Below are 16,244 nucleotides of genomic sequence, written 5' to 3'. Positions count from 1 at the left end.
GCGCGGTGGTCCCACCTGACCCCATGCCGAACTCAGAAGTGAAACGCCGTAGCGCCGATGGTAGTGTGGGGTCTCCCCATGCGAGAGTAGGGAACTGCCAGGCATCAAATTTAGCGTGCTGATATGGCTCAGTTGGTAGAGCGCACCCTTGGTAAGGGTGAGGTCCCCAGTTCGACTCTGGGTATCAGCACCACTTTTTAGGTTAAAGTTCGGCAGATTAGAAAAGAATTTGTCTGGCGGCAGTAGCGCGGTGGTCCCACCTGACCCCATGCCGAACTCAGAAGTGAAACGCCGTAGCGCCGATGGTAGTGTGGGGTCTCCCCATGCGAGAGTAGGGAACTGCCAGACATCAAATCAAGCGAAAGGCCATCCGAAAGGATGGCCTTTTTGCTTTTCGAACTAACATTCAATTAATGGATCACCTGCGATAAAAATGCCCTCGTACGCTCTGACTTAGGATGCGCAAAAAACTCATCCGGTGCAGCTTGCTCCACTATTTCCCCACGATCCATAAAAATCACCCTGTCAGCGACGGTTCGTGCAAACCCCATCTCATGTGTTACACACAACATTGTCATACCCGACTGCGCCAGCCCAATCATCGTATCCAGCACTTCTTTCACCATCTCCGGATCGAGCGCCGACGTTGGCTCATCAAACAACATAATTTTCGGCTTCATACACAGCGAGCGCGCAATGGCAACGCGTTGCTGCTGACCACCAGAAATCTGTCCGGGAAACTTCTGGGCATGTTCGGCAATTCTCACCCGCTCAAGGTAATGCAACGCCAGATCTTCAGCCTCTTTCTTAGGCATCTTGCGTACCCAAATCGGTGCCAGGGTACAGTTCTGTAGAACGGTCAGATGAGGGAAGAGATTGAAATGCTGAAAGACCATTCCCACTTCCTGCCTGACGCGCTCAATATTGCGAATATCTTCGTTAAGCTCGATGCCATCTACCACGATCCGTCCCTGTTGGTGTTCTTCCAGATGATTAATACAACGAATGGTTGTCGATTTACCGGAACCAGAAGGGCCACACAGAACGATCCGTTCGCCCGGTTGCACGGTTAAATTTATATTTTTCAAAACATGGAATTGCCCATACCATTTATTGACGTTTTCCAGCGTAATCATCGCGTTAGCAGGTTGCAGTAAAATTTGGCTCATAGTGTCCTCAATGCGGTGTACGCCCGGTGTTAAAACGTTTTTCCAGATGTTGGCTATAACGTGACATGCTGAAACAGAAGATCCAGTAGATCAGTGCGGCGAAAACATACCCTTCCGTCGACATACCCAACCAGGCGGGATCAACGGTTGCCTGCTGAACGCTACTGAAAAGATCGAACAACCCGATGATGATCACCAGGCTGGTATCTTTGAAAAGTGCGATGATGGTATTTACCAGCCCAGGAATCACCAGCTTCAACGCCTGTGGCAGAATAACCAGCCCCTGGGTTTTCCAGTAACCCAACGCCAGCGACTCTGCCGCTTCATATTGCCCTTTAGGCAGCGCCTGTAATCCGCCTCGCACGACTTCCGCAACATATGCTGACTGAAACAGGATCACGCCAACCAGCGCGCGGATCAATTTGTCGATACTGGTGCCTTCTGCCATAAACAACGGCAGCATGACCGAAGACATAAACAGAACGGTAATCAGCGGTACACCGCGCCAGAACTCGATAAAAATGACCGATAAGATACGCACAATCGGCATATGGGAGCGGCGACCTAACGCCAGTAAGATCCCCCACGGCAGCGCCCCCGCAATCCCAACTGATGCAATAATTAAAGTTAGCGTCAGCCCGCCCCATTGCCGGGTTTCAACCCGCTCAAGACCAAGAAACCCGCCATACATCAGCCACCAGACAATCAGTGGGTAAATCACCGCCCATACCGCAATATAGCGACCGCGATGCGGGAGTATTTTCCAGAACATTGGTGCGATCGACACAAGCCCAATCAGTAATGCGAGGTTAATTCGCCAGCGTTGGTCGTGTGGGTAAAGCCCATACATAAACTGACCAAATCGTTCGTGGATGAAGACCCAACAGGCACCGGCTTTTGTGCAGTCGGCACGCGTTGAGCCAACCCAGTTAGCCTGCAAAAATGCCCAGTTCAGCAACGGTGGGATCAGTTCCCACATCAACCATATGCAGCCAATAGTCAGCAGGCTATTGCTCAAGCTGGAGAACAGATTTTTTCGCACCCACACCATCGCGCGGCTTGAGTTATGGCTCGCCGGGCGCGGGGGATGAGACAGCAATACTTTTGTCATCATGACTCCTTAGCGTTCAACGATCGCGATGCGGCGGTTATAGATATTCATCAGCAGCGAGATAGTCAGGCTGATAATCAGATAGACCGACATGGTCATGGCTATCGTCTCGATGGCTTGCCCCGTTTGGTTCAGCACGGTGCCAGCAAACAGCGAAACCATATCCGGATAGCCAATAGCGGCGGCAAGAGAGGAGTTCTTGACGATGTTGAGATACTGGCTGGTTAACGGTGGAATAATCACCCGCAATGCCTGGGGAATAATGACCTGGCGTAGCGTGACCGGATTGGGTAATCCCAGTGACCGAGCTGCTTCATGTTGACCATAAGGCACTGCCTGGATCCCTGCGCGGATAATTTCGGCGATAAATGCAGAAGTATAAACCGAAAGCGCCAGCGTTAAGGCTGCCAGTTCAGGAATTAAAACCATCCCGCCGCGGAAATTAAAGCCTCGAAGGGCTGGGACATCCCAGTGTAGTGCTGCGCCAAAAAGCCATTGCGCCAGTAAAGGCAAACCAATGATCAACACTGCGGCGATCGGCCAGGTGCGGCGCAGTTGTCCGGTTTTTATCTGGTATGTTTTATTAAAGCGGAATAGCCCAACAGAAAGGACTATAGCCATAACAACAGCCAGGATAAACGCAATAAATCCGTCTCCCAGCTGCGGCGACGGAATATAAAGCCCACGATTGCTCAAAAAGGCCAGATCAAACGCACTCACTGCCTGGCGTGGTCCGGGCAAATTGCGCAGCACGGCAAAGTACCAGAAGAAGATTTGCAGCAGCGGCGGAATATTACGGAAGATCTCAATATAAATTGTGGAAAGCTTTCGTAGCAGCCAGTTATCCGAAAGTCGCGCCAGACCGATAAAGAAGCCCAGAACAGAAGCGAATACAATACACAATGCAGAAACCAGTAGCGTATTGAGTAAGCCAACAATGAAAACGCGTCCGTAGGTATCACCCTGCTGGTAATCGATCAAATGCTGGACAATACCGAAGCCAGCGCCGCGATCCAGAAAGGCAAAACCTGAAGTAATGCCACGATTACTGAGATTCGTCACAGTGTTGTGAAATAGCCAACCAACAATGCCAACAACAGCAACAACGGCAAGGATCTGGAATAACCAGGCGCGAACCGTAGGGTTGGCAAAGGAGAGTGAGCCTTTAACGGTTGAGCGGCGATGAGACATAGAAACCTCGGAAAGCATAACGCTGAAGAGAGCGCCGCCGTAGCGACGCTCGTTACCTCACACCGACTTAACGCACGGGCGGCGCGTACTGAATTCCGCCGTTATTCCAGAGATTATTTTGCCCACGTTTAATTTTCAGCGGGCTTTCTGAACCTACGTTACGCTCAAAAATTTCCGAGTAGTTACCCACCTGTTTGATGATGTTGTAAGCCCATTTATTATCCAGCTTCAGATCCTTGCCGTAATCGCCTTCTTTACCCAGCAGATGTGCCATATCAGGCGTTGCCGGATTAGCCGCTTTTTCATCGACGTTCTGGGAATTGATGCCCATCTCTTCAGCATTCAGCATGGCGAAAAGCGTCCAGCGTACAATCGAGAACCATTCATCATCGCCACGACGAACTACCGGCCCAAGCGGTTCTTTGGAGATAACTTCCGGTAAGACAATCCATTCAGCCGGGTTGCTTAATTTGATGCGCAGGGCATACAGTTGTGATTGATCCGAGGCCAGCGTATCGCAGCGACCAGATTCCAGTGCCTTCGCTGATTCGTCAGAGCGATCGAAAGTCACTGGTGTGTACTTCATATTGTTTGCCTTAAAGTAATCGGCAACGTTGAGTTCGGTATCAGTACCCGCCTGAATACAGACGGTAGCGTCATCCAGTTCTTTCGCGCTTTTTAGTCCCGCTTTATCGTGAGTCAGGAAGCCAATGCCGTCGTAATAAGTGACGCCGGTAAATGCCATTCCCATCCCGGCATCGCGAGATGAAGTCCAGGTCGTATTACGGGAGAGCAAATCCACCTCCCCTGACTGTAAAGCGGTGAAGCGTTCTTTTGCAGTGAGCGGGGTATATTTCACTTTCGTGTCGTCACCAAATACAGCAGCGGCAACACCACGACAAATATCAACATCAATACCTGAAAATTTACCGTCAGCATCGGCATAAGAGAACCCAGGTAATCCATCACTGATCCCGCATTGCACAAAACCTTTTTTCTGTACGGCATCAAGCGTCGCGCCAGCATGCGCCTGATTTGCAACGGCAAGCAGCACGCTGGCGGCAGCCAGTGTGGCTATCATCATCTTTTTCATAATGCTTCCTGTGAGGCGAAAATTATCGTTATAGGACATTTGGGAAACGTCTTTTACCTGTCTGTGGCCATCCTCTTATAAGCAAAAGTAGTGCCAGTTTTTGCGCACGATTTCGCGTCGCAATAAGCTGAGTGTAGACAGGAAATAATAAAAACAGCGCCCCGCAATGGTGCGAAAATGAAACATGCGCCACATTTTGGCGCAAAATATTTACGCGTTTTTTACTAAGCAGAATAATGATTGTTAGCGTGAGTATAATTCTGGTGGGAAGTGTGAAAATTAAATTGATGCGTTATTTCGAAAGCAGCGAAATAACGCGATATAACATGCTAAATCAGCAGGGAATTAGCCAGCAGAATATAGCAATATTTTATCTTATGGTGAGATACTGTATCGTTAAACAGAGCGCGGTACTCCGCGCTCTGTTCAGTTATTTCGACAGAGCGATGATCCCCATCGTCAGGCCAGCAACAGCTGCTGCCCCGCCAGCAATAGCCCCAGCCGTTTCCCAGTTATCCTGAGTCGTGCCTTTCATACAGGTATTGGTGTGAACCAGTCGCCCCTGATCATCATAAACCGGAACGCAGGGCGAATCGTGAGCACAGCCCGCCAGCAATGCGGTGAGCAATGCCACAGGAATTAATCTTTTCATGGTGTTACCTCAGTAATAAACGCTAACGCTTAATAAGTTAACTCTCTTATTAACGAGCTGAATGCCATTTTATCACCGGAGGTTATAAATCTTGCGGAATGAATAATGACAAATTATGTGAATTGTAAAAATAGTGAAGGGAGCGGGAACTATAGAAAGTTTTTAAAGAGTGAGAAGAAGAATATCTTATTAATTTTTATGGGTTTCACTGAAAATAATAAAGGCACCCGAAAGTGCCTTTATGTTTCTGATTTATCCTTTAAAGCAACGGCGGATCACCACAAAGAACACCGGCACGAAGAAGATTGCCAGCAACGTTGCAGAAACCATCCCGCCCATTACCCCGATACCCACTGCGTTCTGCGCGCCACTGCCGGCACCGTTACTGATAGCTAGCGGTAATACGCCGAGAATAAAGGCGAGAGAGGTCATCAGGATAGGACGCAGACGCATACGTACTGCCATTAGTGTCGCTTCAACAACACCTTTACCCTCTTTTTCCATGAGATCTTTAGCGAACTCAACAATCAAAATAGCGTTTTTGGCCGACAAGCCAATTGTCGTCAGCAAGCCCACCATAAAGTAGACGTCATTTTTTTGATTAAAGAGTGTTGCCGCCAGTAGCACGCCGACAATCCCTAACGGCACGACCAACATAACCGAGACAGGAATTGACCAGCTTTCATAGAGTGCAGCAAGGCACAGGAAAACAACCACAAAGGAAATTGCTACCAGAGCGGGAGCCTGGTTTCCCGATAAACGTTCCTGATATGACATACCCGTCCAGTCATAACCAATGCCCGCCGGTAATTTTGACGCAAGGTTTTCCATCAACGCCATGGCATCGCCGGAACTGGTTCCTGGCGCGGCTTCCCCCTGAATCTCCATTGACGGCAGACCGTTGTAGCGCTCCAGTCGCGGAGAGCCATACACCCAATGTGCAGTGGTAAAGGCAGAGAATGGCACCATTTCGCCGTTGGCGCTGCGGACATAAAGTTTATCGACATCTTCTGGCAGCATACGGAATTTGGCATCCGCCTGAACATACACCTTTTTCACGCGACCACGGTCAATGAAGTCGTTAACGTAAGTCCCACCCAACGCCGTTGAAATGGTCTGATTGATGTCAGAAAGTGAAACACCTAATGCCTGCGCCTTTTCCTGGTCAACTTCCAGTTTAAACTGCGCGGTGTCTTCCAGACCATTAGGACGCACGCTGACTAAGCTGGCAGGATGTTGCGCCGCCATGCCAAGCAACTGGTTACGGGCCTGGGTCAGGGCATCGTGACCCAGCCCAGCCTGATCAATTAACTCAAAGTCGAAACCCGTTGCCGTGCCCAGTTCAACAATGGCTGGCATATTGAATGGAATGACAAAACCGTCGCGGATCTTGCCCAATTCCATTTTGGCACGATGGATTACCGCTTCCGCACTGTTTTCGTCACCACTACGCTCTTCCCACGGTTTCAGACTGACGAAGGCCATACCGGCGTTTTGTGCCTGGCCGCTGAAGCTAAAGCCGTTAACCGTAAAGACACTTTCTACGTTCGCTTTCTCGTTCTTCAGATAGTAATCCGTCACTTGATCCAACACTTTTTGCGTCCGCTCTTGCGTCGCGCCAGCGGGTAACTGAATCATAGTCAGAAAGACTCCCTGATCCTCTTCAGGTAAGAAGGAAGACGGAAGACGTAAAAACAACACCACCATTCCAGCAACAATTAGTGCATAGATCAGTAAATATCGTCCTGTGGAACCGAGGATTTTGCCGACGCTGTTGGTGTAGTGGTTAACGCTATGATCGAAGGTGGTATTAAACCAGCCGAAGAAACCGCCCTTATTTTCGTGATGCTCAGCAGAGACGGGTTTGAGCAGTGTTGCACATAACGCTGGGGTAAGAATCAATGCCACCAGAACAGAAAGCGCCATTGCCGAAACGATGGTGATAGAGAACTGGCGGTAAATTGCCCCAGTAGAACCGCCGAAGAATGCCATTGGAATAAATACCGCTGACAGCACCATCGCGATACCCACCAGTGCGCCCTGAATTTGCGACATCGATTTTTCCGTCGCTTCTTTTGGCGGGAGCTTATCCTCCATCATCACGCGCTCGACGTTCTCCACCACCACTATCGCATCATCGACGAGCAGCCCGATGGCAAGCACCATCCCGAACATCGTTAGTGTGTTGATGGAGTAACCAAAAGCGGCGAGGATGGCAAACGTCCCTAACAACACCACGGGTACCGCAATGGTGGGGATCAGCGTTGCTCGCATATTCTGCAAGAACAGATACATCACCAGGAACACCAGCATAATGGCTTCGAACAGCGTTTTTACCACTTCGTGAATAGAAAGCTGGACGAATGGTGTGGTGTCATAAGGGTAGAGAACCTTCATTCCCTGCGGGAAGAATGGCTGTAATTCCGCCAGTTTTGCCTTAATGGCTTTCGCGGTATCGAGAGCATTCGCGCCGGTTGCCAGCTTAATACCCAGGCCCGCCGCCGGTTTACCGTTGATGCGAGCGATAACGTTATAGTTTTCACCGCCAAGTTCAACCCGTGCGACATCTTTCAGGCGTACCACCGAGCCGTCACTGTTTACGCGCAAGGTCACTTTGCCGAATTCTTCCGGATTTTTTAACCGCGTCTGAGCAATAATCGAGGCGTTCAACTGTTGCCCTGGTAACGCTGGCGTTCCGCCCAACTGTCCGGCAGCGATCTGATCGTTCTGTACCTTCAACTGGTTAATCACATCAACCGGCGTCAGTTTGTATTTGTTTAGCAGATCGGCGTCCAACCAGATACGCATCGCATACTGTGCGCCGAAAAGTTGTACGTCACCGACGCCATTCAGACGGCTAAGCGTATCTTTAACGTTAGAGGCCACATAGTCCGAGATATCGTCCTGTGTGGTGCCTGGGTTATCAGAGACAAAGCCCGCCACCATCAAATAGCTGCTACTGGACTTTTCAACACTGATCCCCTGCTGCTGTACCTCCTGCGGCAGCAACGGCGTGGCGAGCTGGAGTTTGTTCTGCACCTGCACTTGCGCGATATCTGGATCGGTCCCGGACTGGAAGGTAAGGGTAATTGTCACGCTACCGGCAGAATCGCTGGTGGAGGACATATACATCAGGTTATCGATACCATTCATATTCTGTTCGATAACCTGCGTCACCGTATCCTGCACGGTCTGCGCATCAGCGCCCGGATAGTTTGCCGAAACAGAAACTGCAGGCGGCGCAATGGTTGGGTATTGGGCGACGGGCAATTGTAGGATCGCCAGTACACCCGCCATCATCAGAATAATGGCCAGCACCCATGCAAATATCGGTCGTCGAATAAAAAAGTTTGCCATGTCAGATTGCCTTACTTCGATGCAGAATCTGCGGGGGTATCGGTAGTGGCTTTAACCTGCTCTCCCGGACGCGCTTTTTGCAGGCCGCTGACAATGACTTGATCGCCAGATTTCAGCCCTTCGCTAATCAACCATTTATCGCCAATCGCCTGGCTGGCAACGACAGGGCGCGCTTCAACCTGACTTTTATCGTTAACAATCAGCACGGTTGCATCACCACGCGGTGTGCGGCTAACGCCTTGTTGCGGGATAAGAATGGCATCAGATTGGACGCCTTCATCAATCCGTGCGCGCACAAACATACCAGGTAAAAGCGTATGTTGCGGGTTAGGGAAGACGGCACGTAGGGTTATGGAGCCGGTGCTTTCATCAACGGTAACATCGGAGAATTGCAGCGTACCTTTCAGGGGATAGGTTTGACCGTTTTCCATGACCAACTCTACGTTGCTGGTGGCGTTTTCCTTATGCAAATTTCCTTGCTCTACGGATTGCTTCAGCCTCATAAAATCGTTGCTGGATTGGGTCACATCAACGTAGATAGGATCGAGCTGCTGGACAGTCGCCAGTTCAGTCGTTTGCCCATTAGTGACAAGAGCGCCTTCGGTCACGGTCGATTTGCCGATACGTCCGCTAATTGGCGCAGTCACTTTGGTATAAGCGAGATTGATGCGAGCGCTTTCGACTGTGGCTTTTGCGGCAATCACGGCGGCATCGGCCTGGCGAGCATCAGCAATGGCCTGGTCGTACTCCTGCTGACTGATGTATTTCGTACCCACGAGCGGAACGTAACGTTTTACCGTCAAATGCGCGATGGCGGCGGCGGCTTCACTTTTCGCCAGTTCGCCTTTCGCGCTGTCATAACTTGCCTGATAGGTCGCGGGATCGATCTGGTACAGAGACTGGCCTGCTTGCACATCGCTGCCTTCAGTGAAATTGCGACTCAGTACGATCCCGCTAACCTGTGGGCGAACTTCGGCTATACGGTAAGCATTGGTGCGGCCTGGTAATTCAGTCTTAACTTCTAACGGGGCCGTTTTCACAATATGAACGGTAACCTGCGGTTCACCGACGTGAGCTTTCTCTTCTCCCTTATCGTTACAACCGGCGATTAAAGCCGCGGAGATCAGAATAAAGGAGGGCAGGAGGAAAAACCTGGCATGTTTCGTCATTACTATTCCTCAAAAAACCAAAAGCGCGTTATTTACCCAAAAAGGCAACGCGTTAACTCGCAGAAAGAAAAATACAGTTCGCTATCCTACAAATTATCATTCGTCGATGTAAGGAATAGTTATGAATACTGGCGTCTCAAGGCACATAAACACAAAAAAAGATTAATATTCTACTGTTTTATTTTGACGCGGGTTGAAAGAGGTAGAATCAAATCCTCGTAAATTGAAATATATATTGATGTAGTGAATGTATCTTAGGTAAATAATATATATTATTTATTTAACGATTTATAGCAACTCAATATTAGCCTCTCGTATAAATACACATTAGGTGATAGATTAACCTTCGCTATTTTCTCACTCTGTGTCGAATATATTTATTTCCTGAATAATTAATCATGGCAAAAAGAACCAAAGCCGAAGCTCTGAAGACCCGGCAAGAACTGATTGAAACTGCCATCGCCCAGTTTGCGCAACATGGCGTAAGCAAGACGACGCTCAACGACATTGCCGATGCCGCTAACGTTACGCGTGGCGCTATCTACTGGCACTTCGAGAACAAGACCCAACTGTTTAATGAGATGTGGTTGCAACAGCCTTCATTGCGGGAGTTAATCCAGGAACACTTGACGGCTGGGTTAGAGCATGACCCGTTTCAACAATTGCGTGAAAAATTGATTGTCGGCTTGCAATATATTGCCAAAATTCCCCGCCAGCAGGCGTTGCTGAAAATCTTATATCACAAATGTGAATTTAATGATGAGATGCTGGCAGAGGGAGTGATACGCGAAAAGATGGGCTTTAATCCGCAGACTCTCCACGAAGTATTGCAGGCATGTCAGCAACAAGGTTGTATAGCAAATAATCTCGATTTAGATGTTGTGATGATTATTATTGATGGTGCCTTCAGCGGAATTGTTCAAAACTGGTTAATGAATATGGCGGGTTATGATCTTTATAAACAAGCACCCGCACTGGTCGATAACGTATTAAGAATGTTCATGCCAGATGAAAACATAACGAAATTAATTCATCAAACGAATGAATTAGGTGTCATATAAATTCACATTCTGTCCTGAAAATTCAGTTCGTCACAGTTAACCAGTTTTAGTGGATTAACTGAGTTCATATTGCGGCATTTGTCTGTTTCTGTTGCGAGCAGTTCAATCCACTGCATCAGTAAAGTATCAAACAGAAAAACGAAGACAGCGAAAACGACGAGCCACCAATACTTGCGAATCATTACCTGAGCCTGTGCATGTTTAACCAAGTCTGGCAGGAAATATACACGAAATGAATAATCTGAAAACCAGGCTTACACTTCCTTTACTTTGCAATGAGATCGGGGTCAACTTCGCTTAACCGGCTTCGTTTTGACAGGTTGCCGGTCTTTCTTTTTTTCACTTTCGCCAGTTCTTCCGCAGAGTAATGCGACGCGACATCCAGCCGTCGAAGCCCCATTTTGATGTACTCGCTGTTGATCTCAATACCAATGAATTTTCGCCCGCTGGCGGCGGCTACGGCACCGGTAGTAAAGCTACCGGCAAACGGGTCGAGAACGATATCGCCTGGGTTGGAAGAGGCGAGAATAATGCGTTTCAGTAAGGCTTCCGGTTTTTGCGTCGGGTGATTCTCATATTCATCCATCAAATAACGCACGCGCGGAAAATCCCAGACGTTACCCGGTACTTTTTGATGATTGTAAGGCTGTGGAGGATTTTTGCGATAATCGATCAACGCGCGCTGCGATCCGGTTTTGGCTTCTACCAGAATAGCATCACCGTTGAACGTGTAGTTCTTTGCGTCTTTCACCATCATCAGGATGGGTTCGTACATGGAGCCGTAGTGTTTTTTCGCCTGCACTCCAGAACTGTCATATGACCAGACGATGCGACTTTTGATGGTAAAAAGCTTGCGGCACTGGAGATCGATAAAGGGCATGTTTTCCGTGCTGTTCATGATGTACATGCTGCCCTGCTTTTTCAGAACGCGGTGGCACTCTGCAATCACTTCAAACAGCCAGTCGATAAACAGATCTTCTTTCCAGGCTTCGATCAGACCATCAAAATTTTTACCGATGTTATACGGTGGGTCGGCAAAGATCAGATCTACACTTTCGGCGGGGATCTTTTTAAGTTCGGTTAATGCATCACCCTGGATGATGGTCTTTGCTTCATTACCAAATCGGGTCGGTTCACATCCTGTTCTCATGGTCACTCCCTTTGTGACACCTATAAAAAAGGCGCTTCCCCATGCCGAGTAGCGCCTTTTTAATCAAGCATTTAGCTAACCTGAATTAGTTCATGCCGTATTTTTTCAACTTTTTACGCAGCGTACCACGGTTGATGCCCATCATCAGCGCAGCACGGGTCTGGTTACCACGGGTGTATTGCATCACCATGTCCAACAGGGGCTGTTCTACTTCAGCCAGTACCAGCTCATAGAGGTCATTCACATCCTGACCGTTCAGTTGAGCAAAATAGTTCTTCAGTGCCTGTTTAACCGAGTCACGCAGGGGTTTTTGGGTTACCTGATCCTGAGAGTTAACGGTAGAAACGGTCAGTACGTCAGAATTTACGCGTTGTTCGAACATAGTTCTGTCAGCTCTTTATTTCTGTTTACGCAAAATTTTCGAAGTATGCCTCCAACGCCTCCAGCTGTTCGCTGGCATCCTCAATGGCGTTGAATGTGCGCCGAAACTGGTCATTTGGAGCGTGTTCCTGGAGATACCAGGAAACGTGTTTACGTGCAATTCGGTACCCTTTTGCCGGACCATAAAAGTCATGCAGTTCCCGAACGTGCGCGCAAAGCAAGCGCTTAACCTCTGCCAAAGGCAGCGGGGGCAGCAACTCCCCAGTGTCCAGATAATGCTGGATTTCCCGAAAGATCCAGGGTCTTCCCTGAGCTGCGCGGCCTATCATCAGGGCATCGGCCCCTGTATAGTCGAGCACAGCTCTGGCTTTAAGCGGGTCAGTAATGTCGCCATTCGCGATAACCGGAATGGAAACTTTCTGCTTAACTGCCCGAATACTGTCGTACTCAGCTTCTCCATTGAACAAACAGGCGCGTGTACGGCCATGAATGGTCAGAGCCTGAATGCCACAGTCTTCAGCCAGTTGGGCAATCTCTTCGCAGTTACGGTGTTCCGGTGCCCAGCCAGTGCGAATCTTCAGGGTAACAGGAACGTCCACTGCATTGACGACCTCGGTTAGGATCGATTTAACGACATCCGGGTACTGCAAAAGGGCTGAACCTGCGAGCTTGCGATTCACTTTTTTAGCCGGGCAACCCATATTGATATCAATAATCTGGGCACCGCTTTCCACGTTAATACGTGCTGCATCTGCCATTTCTTTCGGATCGCTACCAGCAATTTGCACGGTGCGAATACCGGGTTCATCAATGTGCACCATCCGTAAACGAGATTTGTCGCTTTCCCAAACCTGTGGGTTAGAAGACATCATCTCGGATACTGTCAATCCGGCTCCCATCTCGTAGCACAACGTCCGAAAAGGTCTGTCTGTAATGCCAGCCATGGGCGCTGCGATCAGGCGATTTCTGAGCTGATATTGTCCGATGCGCATGAGTTAAGAAATGACCATACTGTGACTGCAAGGCGGCGTATATTACGCATTTTTTGCACGAGATGAAAGGCCAAACTTTGACCAATCATCTGAGATGGATCAAAGAATTGCATTTAAAATGAGCTTGGCGCGATAATTACTCATAAAAATCATTATATTAGAAAATAGTGACTAAAATTTACACTCCAAGAAATTTGAGTAAGTTCTCAATTTTTCTTTATGAATGAAAATTTTGGCACGCAAATTTGCGTAAATAATCGGCAAATTAACGTGCCTTTTGTGACCTTGCTCGCACTTCGCCTTGCGTCACCCTACGGCGATGCGAAGGTTAATTCTTACGACCGGTAATGCGGCACCACTCTTCTTTTTCCACGACAGGGTCCAGAGCGAAGCTGTCGGCATAAGCTTCACAAACGCTCTCTGCCTGGCTTGCCAGAATACCGGAAAGGCCCAGCAAGCCACCTGAAACCGGCAGGACGCTGATTAACGGTGCCAGTTCACGTAATGGGCCTGCAAGGATGTTAGCGACCACCACGTCGGCTTTCATTTCTTCTGGCTGATCTTTAGGTAGGTAGAGTTCCAGACGGTCAGAAACGCCATTACGTTCGGCGTTGTCGCGGCTGGCCTGAATCGCCTGCGGATCAATATCAATACCAATGGCTTTTGCTGCACCCAGTTTCAGCGCCGCGATAGCCAGAATGCCGGAACCACAGCCAAAGTCGATGACCGTTTTACCGGTTAAATCGAGGCTGTCGAGCCATTGCAGGCACAGAGAGGTAGTTGGATGAGTCCCTGTACCAAACGCCAGACCTGGGTCTAACATCACGTTGACGGCGTTTTCGTCCGGCACATCACGCCAGCTTGGGCAGATCCATAGTCGTTCACCAAAGCGCATCGGGTGGAAATTATCCATCCATTCGCGCTCCCAGTCTTTATCTTCCAGTTGTTCGATTTTATGCGCGAAGCCTGCGCCGAGCAGCGGATGGTTTTCCAGAATCGCCACCACGTCGTTCATATCGGTTTCAGCGTCGAACAGACCAATCACATCGGTGTCGCCCCACAGGCGCGTTTCGCCCGGCAGCGGCTCAAACACAGGCGTATCGTGGGTATCCTGAAAAGTGATAGAAACGGCACCCGCTTCCATCAGCGCATCGCTAAGATCTTCCGCGTTCGCGCCGGTGGTGTTCAGTTTCAGTTGGATCCAAGGCATGGCAAAACTCTTTATTTATCAGTAGTCAAAACGGTAGCTTGCGGGACGGATGTACCGAAACGGTTTCCGACCATGAAAGCCAGCAAACTTAGTAGTAACGAGGGCACGATAGGGTGGAAGCCCAGGTACTGAATATTCAGCGTCGCGAGTACGGCATACAGTACGCCGCCAACAATCATCGCACTTAGCGCGCCTTTGGCGTTGGCGCGTTCCCAGTAAAGACCCAGTACCAGCGGCCACAGGAAAACGGCTTCCAGCCCACCGAAGGCCAGCAAATTCAGCCAGATGATCATTTCTGGCGGCTTCCAGGCGGCAAGCAGCAGCAACGCACCGAGAACTAACGTAATTACCGCCGACATCCGCTTCAGACGCGTCTCGTTTTGCATTTGATCCGGACGGATATTCAGATAGAGATCTTTAATGATCGTAGCGGAACTTTGCAGCAACTGGGCATTGATCGTCGACATGATCGCAGCCATAGGTGCAGCCAGGAAGATCCCGGCAGCAAACGGTGGCAGCACTTTTACCATTAACGTCGGGATCACCAGATCCGGTACGGTGAGATCGGGGATCACCGCACGGCCTAACGCTCCGGCCAGGTGCATACCAAACATCAGGACTGCCACTACAATTGTCCCGATGATGATCCCCCGATGTACGGCTTTGCTGTCTTTATAAGAGATACAGCGCACCGCAGTATGCGGCAGGCCAATCACGCCAAAACATACCAGCACCCAGAACGACGTCATAAACGCAGGTGACAGAATATCGTCAGCGCCTTGTGGCGTAACCAGTTGCGGATCAATGGATTGCAGCGTCTCTACCGCATTGCTTAAACCGCCTGCAGCATGCACCACGCCAATAAGCAGCACAACGGTGCCAATCAGCATCACCAGCCCTTGCATGGTGTCGTTCAGCACGCTGGCGCGAAAGCCGCCAAAGGCGGTGTAGAGCGCAATGCTGATGCCAAAAATCAGCAAACCTGTTTCATAAGGGATACCCGCCGCGGTTTCCAGCAGGCGCGCACCGCCGATAAACTGCACGGTCATCGCACCAACGAACGCAACCAGCAAACTTAAACTCGCCAGCCACACCAGCAGACGACTCTGGTAGCGGGCAAACAGCATATCGTTCAGCGTCACCGCATTGTAGCGGCGCGCAAGAATCGCGAACTTCTTGCCGAGAATACCGAGCGAAAGCCAGACCGCAGGAAGCTGAATCATCGCCAGCAATACCCAACCCAGGCCGTATTTATAAGCAGCTCCTGGCCCGCCGATAAACGAACTGGCACTGATATAGGTCGCGGTGAGCGTCATCGCCAGCACAATACCGCCCATAGAACGGCTGCCGAGGAAATACTCATTGAGGAAGGTGCCGGTGTTCCGTTTACGCATTGCATAAACTGAAATCCCGAACACCACCACCAGATAGGCGACCAGCGGTAGAATCACTTCAAGCTGCATCGTCATCCTCCAGCGGGATATCGCGATAGATAAATTTCACCATCGCCCAGCACAGTCCAATAAACAGTAGCGGCGTCAGGATGCAGGCCATCTCAAACCAGCGTGGAAAGCCGGTAAAACCGGGGGCAACGCCAGGTAAGTAAGCGGCTACTAACCATACCGCCAGATACAAAAGGGTCAGCCCCAGCGCCCAGCGCGCCTCTTTATGGGCCTGAACAAAACGAGTGTCCACGGAAGGGGTCCTC

Annotated in this window: 15 protein-coding genes, 1 tRNA gene and 2 rRNA genes; 4 read left to right on the top strand and 14 right to left on the bottom strand. The window is 49.7% G+C overall.

Annotated elements, in window-relative coordinates; all coding sequences use genetic code 11:
• The 3 genes from rrf (ACJHX7_RS07115) to rrf (ACJHX7_RS07105) form a co-directional block, all read left to right on the top strand.
• Positions 1–103 (top strand): 5S ribosomal RNA (gene rrf / locus ACJHX7_RS07115); the annotation flags it as partial.
• A 14-nt stretch (positions 104–117) separates the two neighbouring features.
• Positions 118–193: transfer RNA gene (locus ACJHX7_RS07110), tRNA-Thr, on the top strand.
• Positions 194–232: 39 nt separating this feature from the next.
• A 5S ribosomal RNA gene (gene rrf, locus ACJHX7_RS07105) occupies positions 233–348 on the top strand.
• A gap of 62 nt (positions 349–410) precedes the next feature.
• Here the strand turns inward: rrf (ACJHX7_RS07105) and ACJHX7_RS07100 are convergent.
• The 7 genes from ACJHX7_RS07100 to acrE form a co-directional block, all read right to left on the bottom strand.
• Positions 411–1,169 (bottom strand): amino acid ABC transporter ATP-binding protein, encoded by a 759-nt coding sequence (locus ACJHX7_RS07100; protein WP_000078348.1) that lies wholly within the window; start codon positions 1,167–1,169, stop codon positions 411–413.
• Positions 1,170–1,176: 7 nt separating this feature from the next.
• The gene (locus ACJHX7_RS07095; protein ID WP_094030184.1) at positions 1,177–2,280 is read right to left on the bottom strand and encodes an amino acid ABC transporter permease; all 1,104 of its coding nucleotides are present in this window, start codon (positions 2,278–2,280) and stop codon (positions 1,177–1,179) included.
• Between the two features lie 9 nt (positions 2,281–2,289).
• On the bottom strand, positions 2,290–3,471 hold the full coding sequence (locus tag ACJHX7_RS07090; RefSeq protein ID WP_000019674.1) for an amino acid ABC transporter permease: 1,182 nt from the start codon (positions 3,469–3,471) through the stop codon (positions 2,290–2,292).
• A 67-nt stretch (positions 3,472–3,538) separates the two neighbouring features.
• Entirely contained in the window at positions 3,539–4,564 is a 1,026-nt protein-coding gene (locus tag ACJHX7_RS07085; protein ID WP_094030183.1) for an amino acid ABC transporter substrate-binding protein, read from the bottom strand.
• 430 nt (positions 4,565–4,994) lie between these two features.
• Complete coding sequence (locus tag ACJHX7_RS07080; protein WP_000825639.1) at positions 4,995–5,216, bottom strand: membrane protein; 222 nt, start codon at positions 5,214–5,216, stop codon at positions 4,995–4,997.
• Positions 5,217–5,468: 252 nt separating this feature from the next.
• The gene (acrF, locus tag ACJHX7_RS07075) at positions 5,469–8,573 is read right to left on the bottom strand and encodes a multidrug efflux RND transporter permease subunit AcrF (RefSeq protein WP_001273304.1); all 3,105 of its coding nucleotides are present in this window, start codon (positions 8,571–8,573) and stop codon (positions 5,469–5,471) included.
• A gap of 11 nt (positions 8,574–8,584) precedes the next feature.
• A complete protein-coding gene (gene acrE / locus ACJHX7_RS07070) occupies positions 8,585–9,742 on the bottom strand; it encodes a multidrug efflux RND transporter periplasmic adaptor subunit AcrE (protein WP_000160363.1) in 1,158 nt (385 codons plus the stop codon).
• Positions 9,743–10,140: 398 nt separating this feature from the next.
• Here acrE and acrS point away from each other — a divergent pair, with 398 nt between their 5' ends.
• Positions 10,141–10,803, top strand: coding sequence for a multidrug efflux transporter transcriptional repressor AcrS (acrS, locus tag ACJHX7_RS07065; protein ID WP_032329101.1), 663 nt, complete (start codon positions 10,141–10,143; stop codon positions 10,801–10,803).
• 2 nt (positions 10,804–10,805) lie between these two features.
• On the opposite strand, the gene ACJHX7_RS07060 is transcribed toward acrS, so the two are convergent.
• From ACJHX7_RS07060 to ACJHX7_RS07030, 7 genes are all read right to left on the bottom strand, one after another.
• A complete protein-coding gene (locus tag ACJHX7_RS07060; RefSeq protein ID WP_001295275.1) occupies positions 10,806–10,985 on the bottom strand; it encodes a DUF2556 family protein in 180 nt (59 codons plus the stop codon).
• Positions 10,986–11,068: 83 nt separating this feature from the next.
• Positions 11,069–11,953 carry an adenine-specific DNA-methyltransferase gene (gene yhdJ / locus ACJHX7_RS07055; RefSeq protein WP_001258939.1) on the bottom strand — a complete coding sequence of 295 codons (885 nt, stop codon included), beginning with the start codon at positions 11,951–11,953 and terminating at the stop codon, positions 11,069–11,071.
• Between the two features lie 85 nt (positions 11,954–12,038).
• The gene (fis, locus tag ACJHX7_RS07050) at positions 12,039–12,335 is read right to left on the bottom strand and encodes a DNA-binding transcriptional regulator Fis (protein WP_000462905.1); all 297 of its coding nucleotides are present in this window, start codon (positions 12,333–12,335) and stop codon (positions 12,039–12,041) included.
• 25 nt (positions 12,336–12,360) lie between these two features.
• Positions 12,361–13,326 (bottom strand): tRNA dihydrouridine synthase DusB, encoded by a 966-nt coding sequence (gene dusB, locus ACJHX7_RS07045; RefSeq protein WP_001219652.1) that lies wholly within the window; start codon positions 13,324–13,326, stop codon positions 12,361–12,363.
• Between the two features lie 328 nt (positions 13,327–13,654).
• A complete protein-coding gene (gene prmA / locus ACJHX7_RS07040) occupies positions 13,655–14,536 on the bottom strand; it encodes a 50S ribosomal protein L11 methyltransferase (RefSeq protein ID WP_001145827.1) in 882 nt (293 codons plus the stop codon).
• Positions 14,537–14,547: 11 nt separating this feature from the next.
• Positions 14,548–15,999 carry a sodium/pantothenate symporter gene (gene panF, locus ACJHX7_RS07035; protein WP_032172075.1) on the bottom strand — a complete coding sequence of 484 codons (1,452 nt, stop codon included), beginning with the start codon at positions 15,997–15,999 and terminating at the stop codon, positions 14,548–14,550.
• Positions 15,989–16,231, bottom strand: coding sequence for a YhdT family protein (locus ACJHX7_RS07030; protein ID WP_000381170.1), 243 nt, complete (start codon positions 16,229–16,231; stop codon positions 15,989–15,991). The genes panF and ACJHX7_RS07030 overlap by 11 nt, the downstream gene beginning before the upstream one ends.
• Between the last annotated feature and the right edge of the window lie 13 nt (positions 16,232–16,244).

It is taken from the genome of Escherichia sp. WS1451 (genome assembly GCF_046487365.1).
In the GTDB taxonomy this organism is placed as follows: domain Bacteria; phylum Pseudomonadota; class Gammaproteobacteria; order Enterobacterales; family Enterobacteriaceae; genus Escherichia; species Escherichia coli.
The sequence above is the reverse complement of the archived record's forward strand: the minus strand, read 5'-3'. Positions and strand labels throughout refer to the sequence as shown.

Excerpts from the sequence above, each read along its gene's own strand:
- ACJHX7_RS07060 (WP_001295275.1), bottom strand. The coding sequence starts at position 10,985 with ATGATTCGCAAGTATTGGTGGCTCGTCGTTTTCGCTGTCTTCGTTTTT.
- yhdJ (WP_001258939.1), bottom strand. The coding sequence starts at position 11,953 with ATGAGAACAGGATGTGAACCGACCCGATTTGGTAATGAAGCAAAGACC.
- ACJHX7_RS07090 (WP_000019674.1), bottom strand. The coding sequence starts at position 3,471 with ATGTCTCATCGCCGCTCAACCGTTAAAGGCTCACTCTCCTTTGCCAAC.
- ACJHX7_RS07085 (WP_094030183.1), bottom strand. The coding sequence starts at position 4,564 with ATGAAAAAGATGATGATAGCCACACTGGCTGCCGCCAGCGTGCTGCTT.
- ACJHX7_RS07100 (WP_000078348.1), bottom strand. The coding sequence starts at position 1,169 with ATGAGCCAAATTTTACTGCAACCTGCTAACGCGATGATTACGCTGGAA.
- panF (WP_032172075.1), bottom strand. The coding sequence starts at position 15,999 with ATGCAGCTTGAAGTGATTCTACCGCTGGTCGCCTATCTGGTGGTGGTG.
- acrS (WP_032329101.1), top strand. The coding sequence starts at position 10,141 with ATGGCAAAAAGAACCAAAGCCGAAGCTCTGAAGACCCGGCAAGAACTG.
- prmA (WP_001145827.1), bottom strand. The coding sequence starts at position 14,536 with ATGCCTTGGATCCAACTGAAACTGAACACCACCGGCGCGAACGCGGAA.
- acrF (WP_001273304.1), bottom strand. The coding sequence starts at position 8,573 with ATGGCAAACTTTTTTATTCGACGACCGATATTTGCATGGGTGCTGGCC.
- ACJHX7_RS07080 (WP_000825639.1), bottom strand. The coding sequence starts at position 5,216 with ATGAAAAGATTAATTCCTGTGGCATTGCTCACCGCATTGCTGGCGGGC.
- fis (WP_000462905.1), bottom strand. The coding sequence starts at position 12,335 with ATGTTCGAACAACGCGTAAATTCTGACGTACTGACCGTTTCTACCGTT.
- ACJHX7_RS07095 (WP_094030184.1), bottom strand. The coding sequence starts at position 2,280 with ATGACAAAAGTATTGCTGTCTCATCCCCCGCGCCCGGCGAGCCATAAC.
- acrE (WP_000160363.1), bottom strand. The coding sequence starts at position 9,742 with ATGACGAAACATGCCAGGTTTTTCCTCCTGCCCTCCTTTATTCTGATC.
- dusB (WP_001219652.1), bottom strand. The coding sequence starts at position 13,326 with ATGCGCATCGGACAATATCAGCTCAGAAATCGCCTGATCGCAGCGCCC.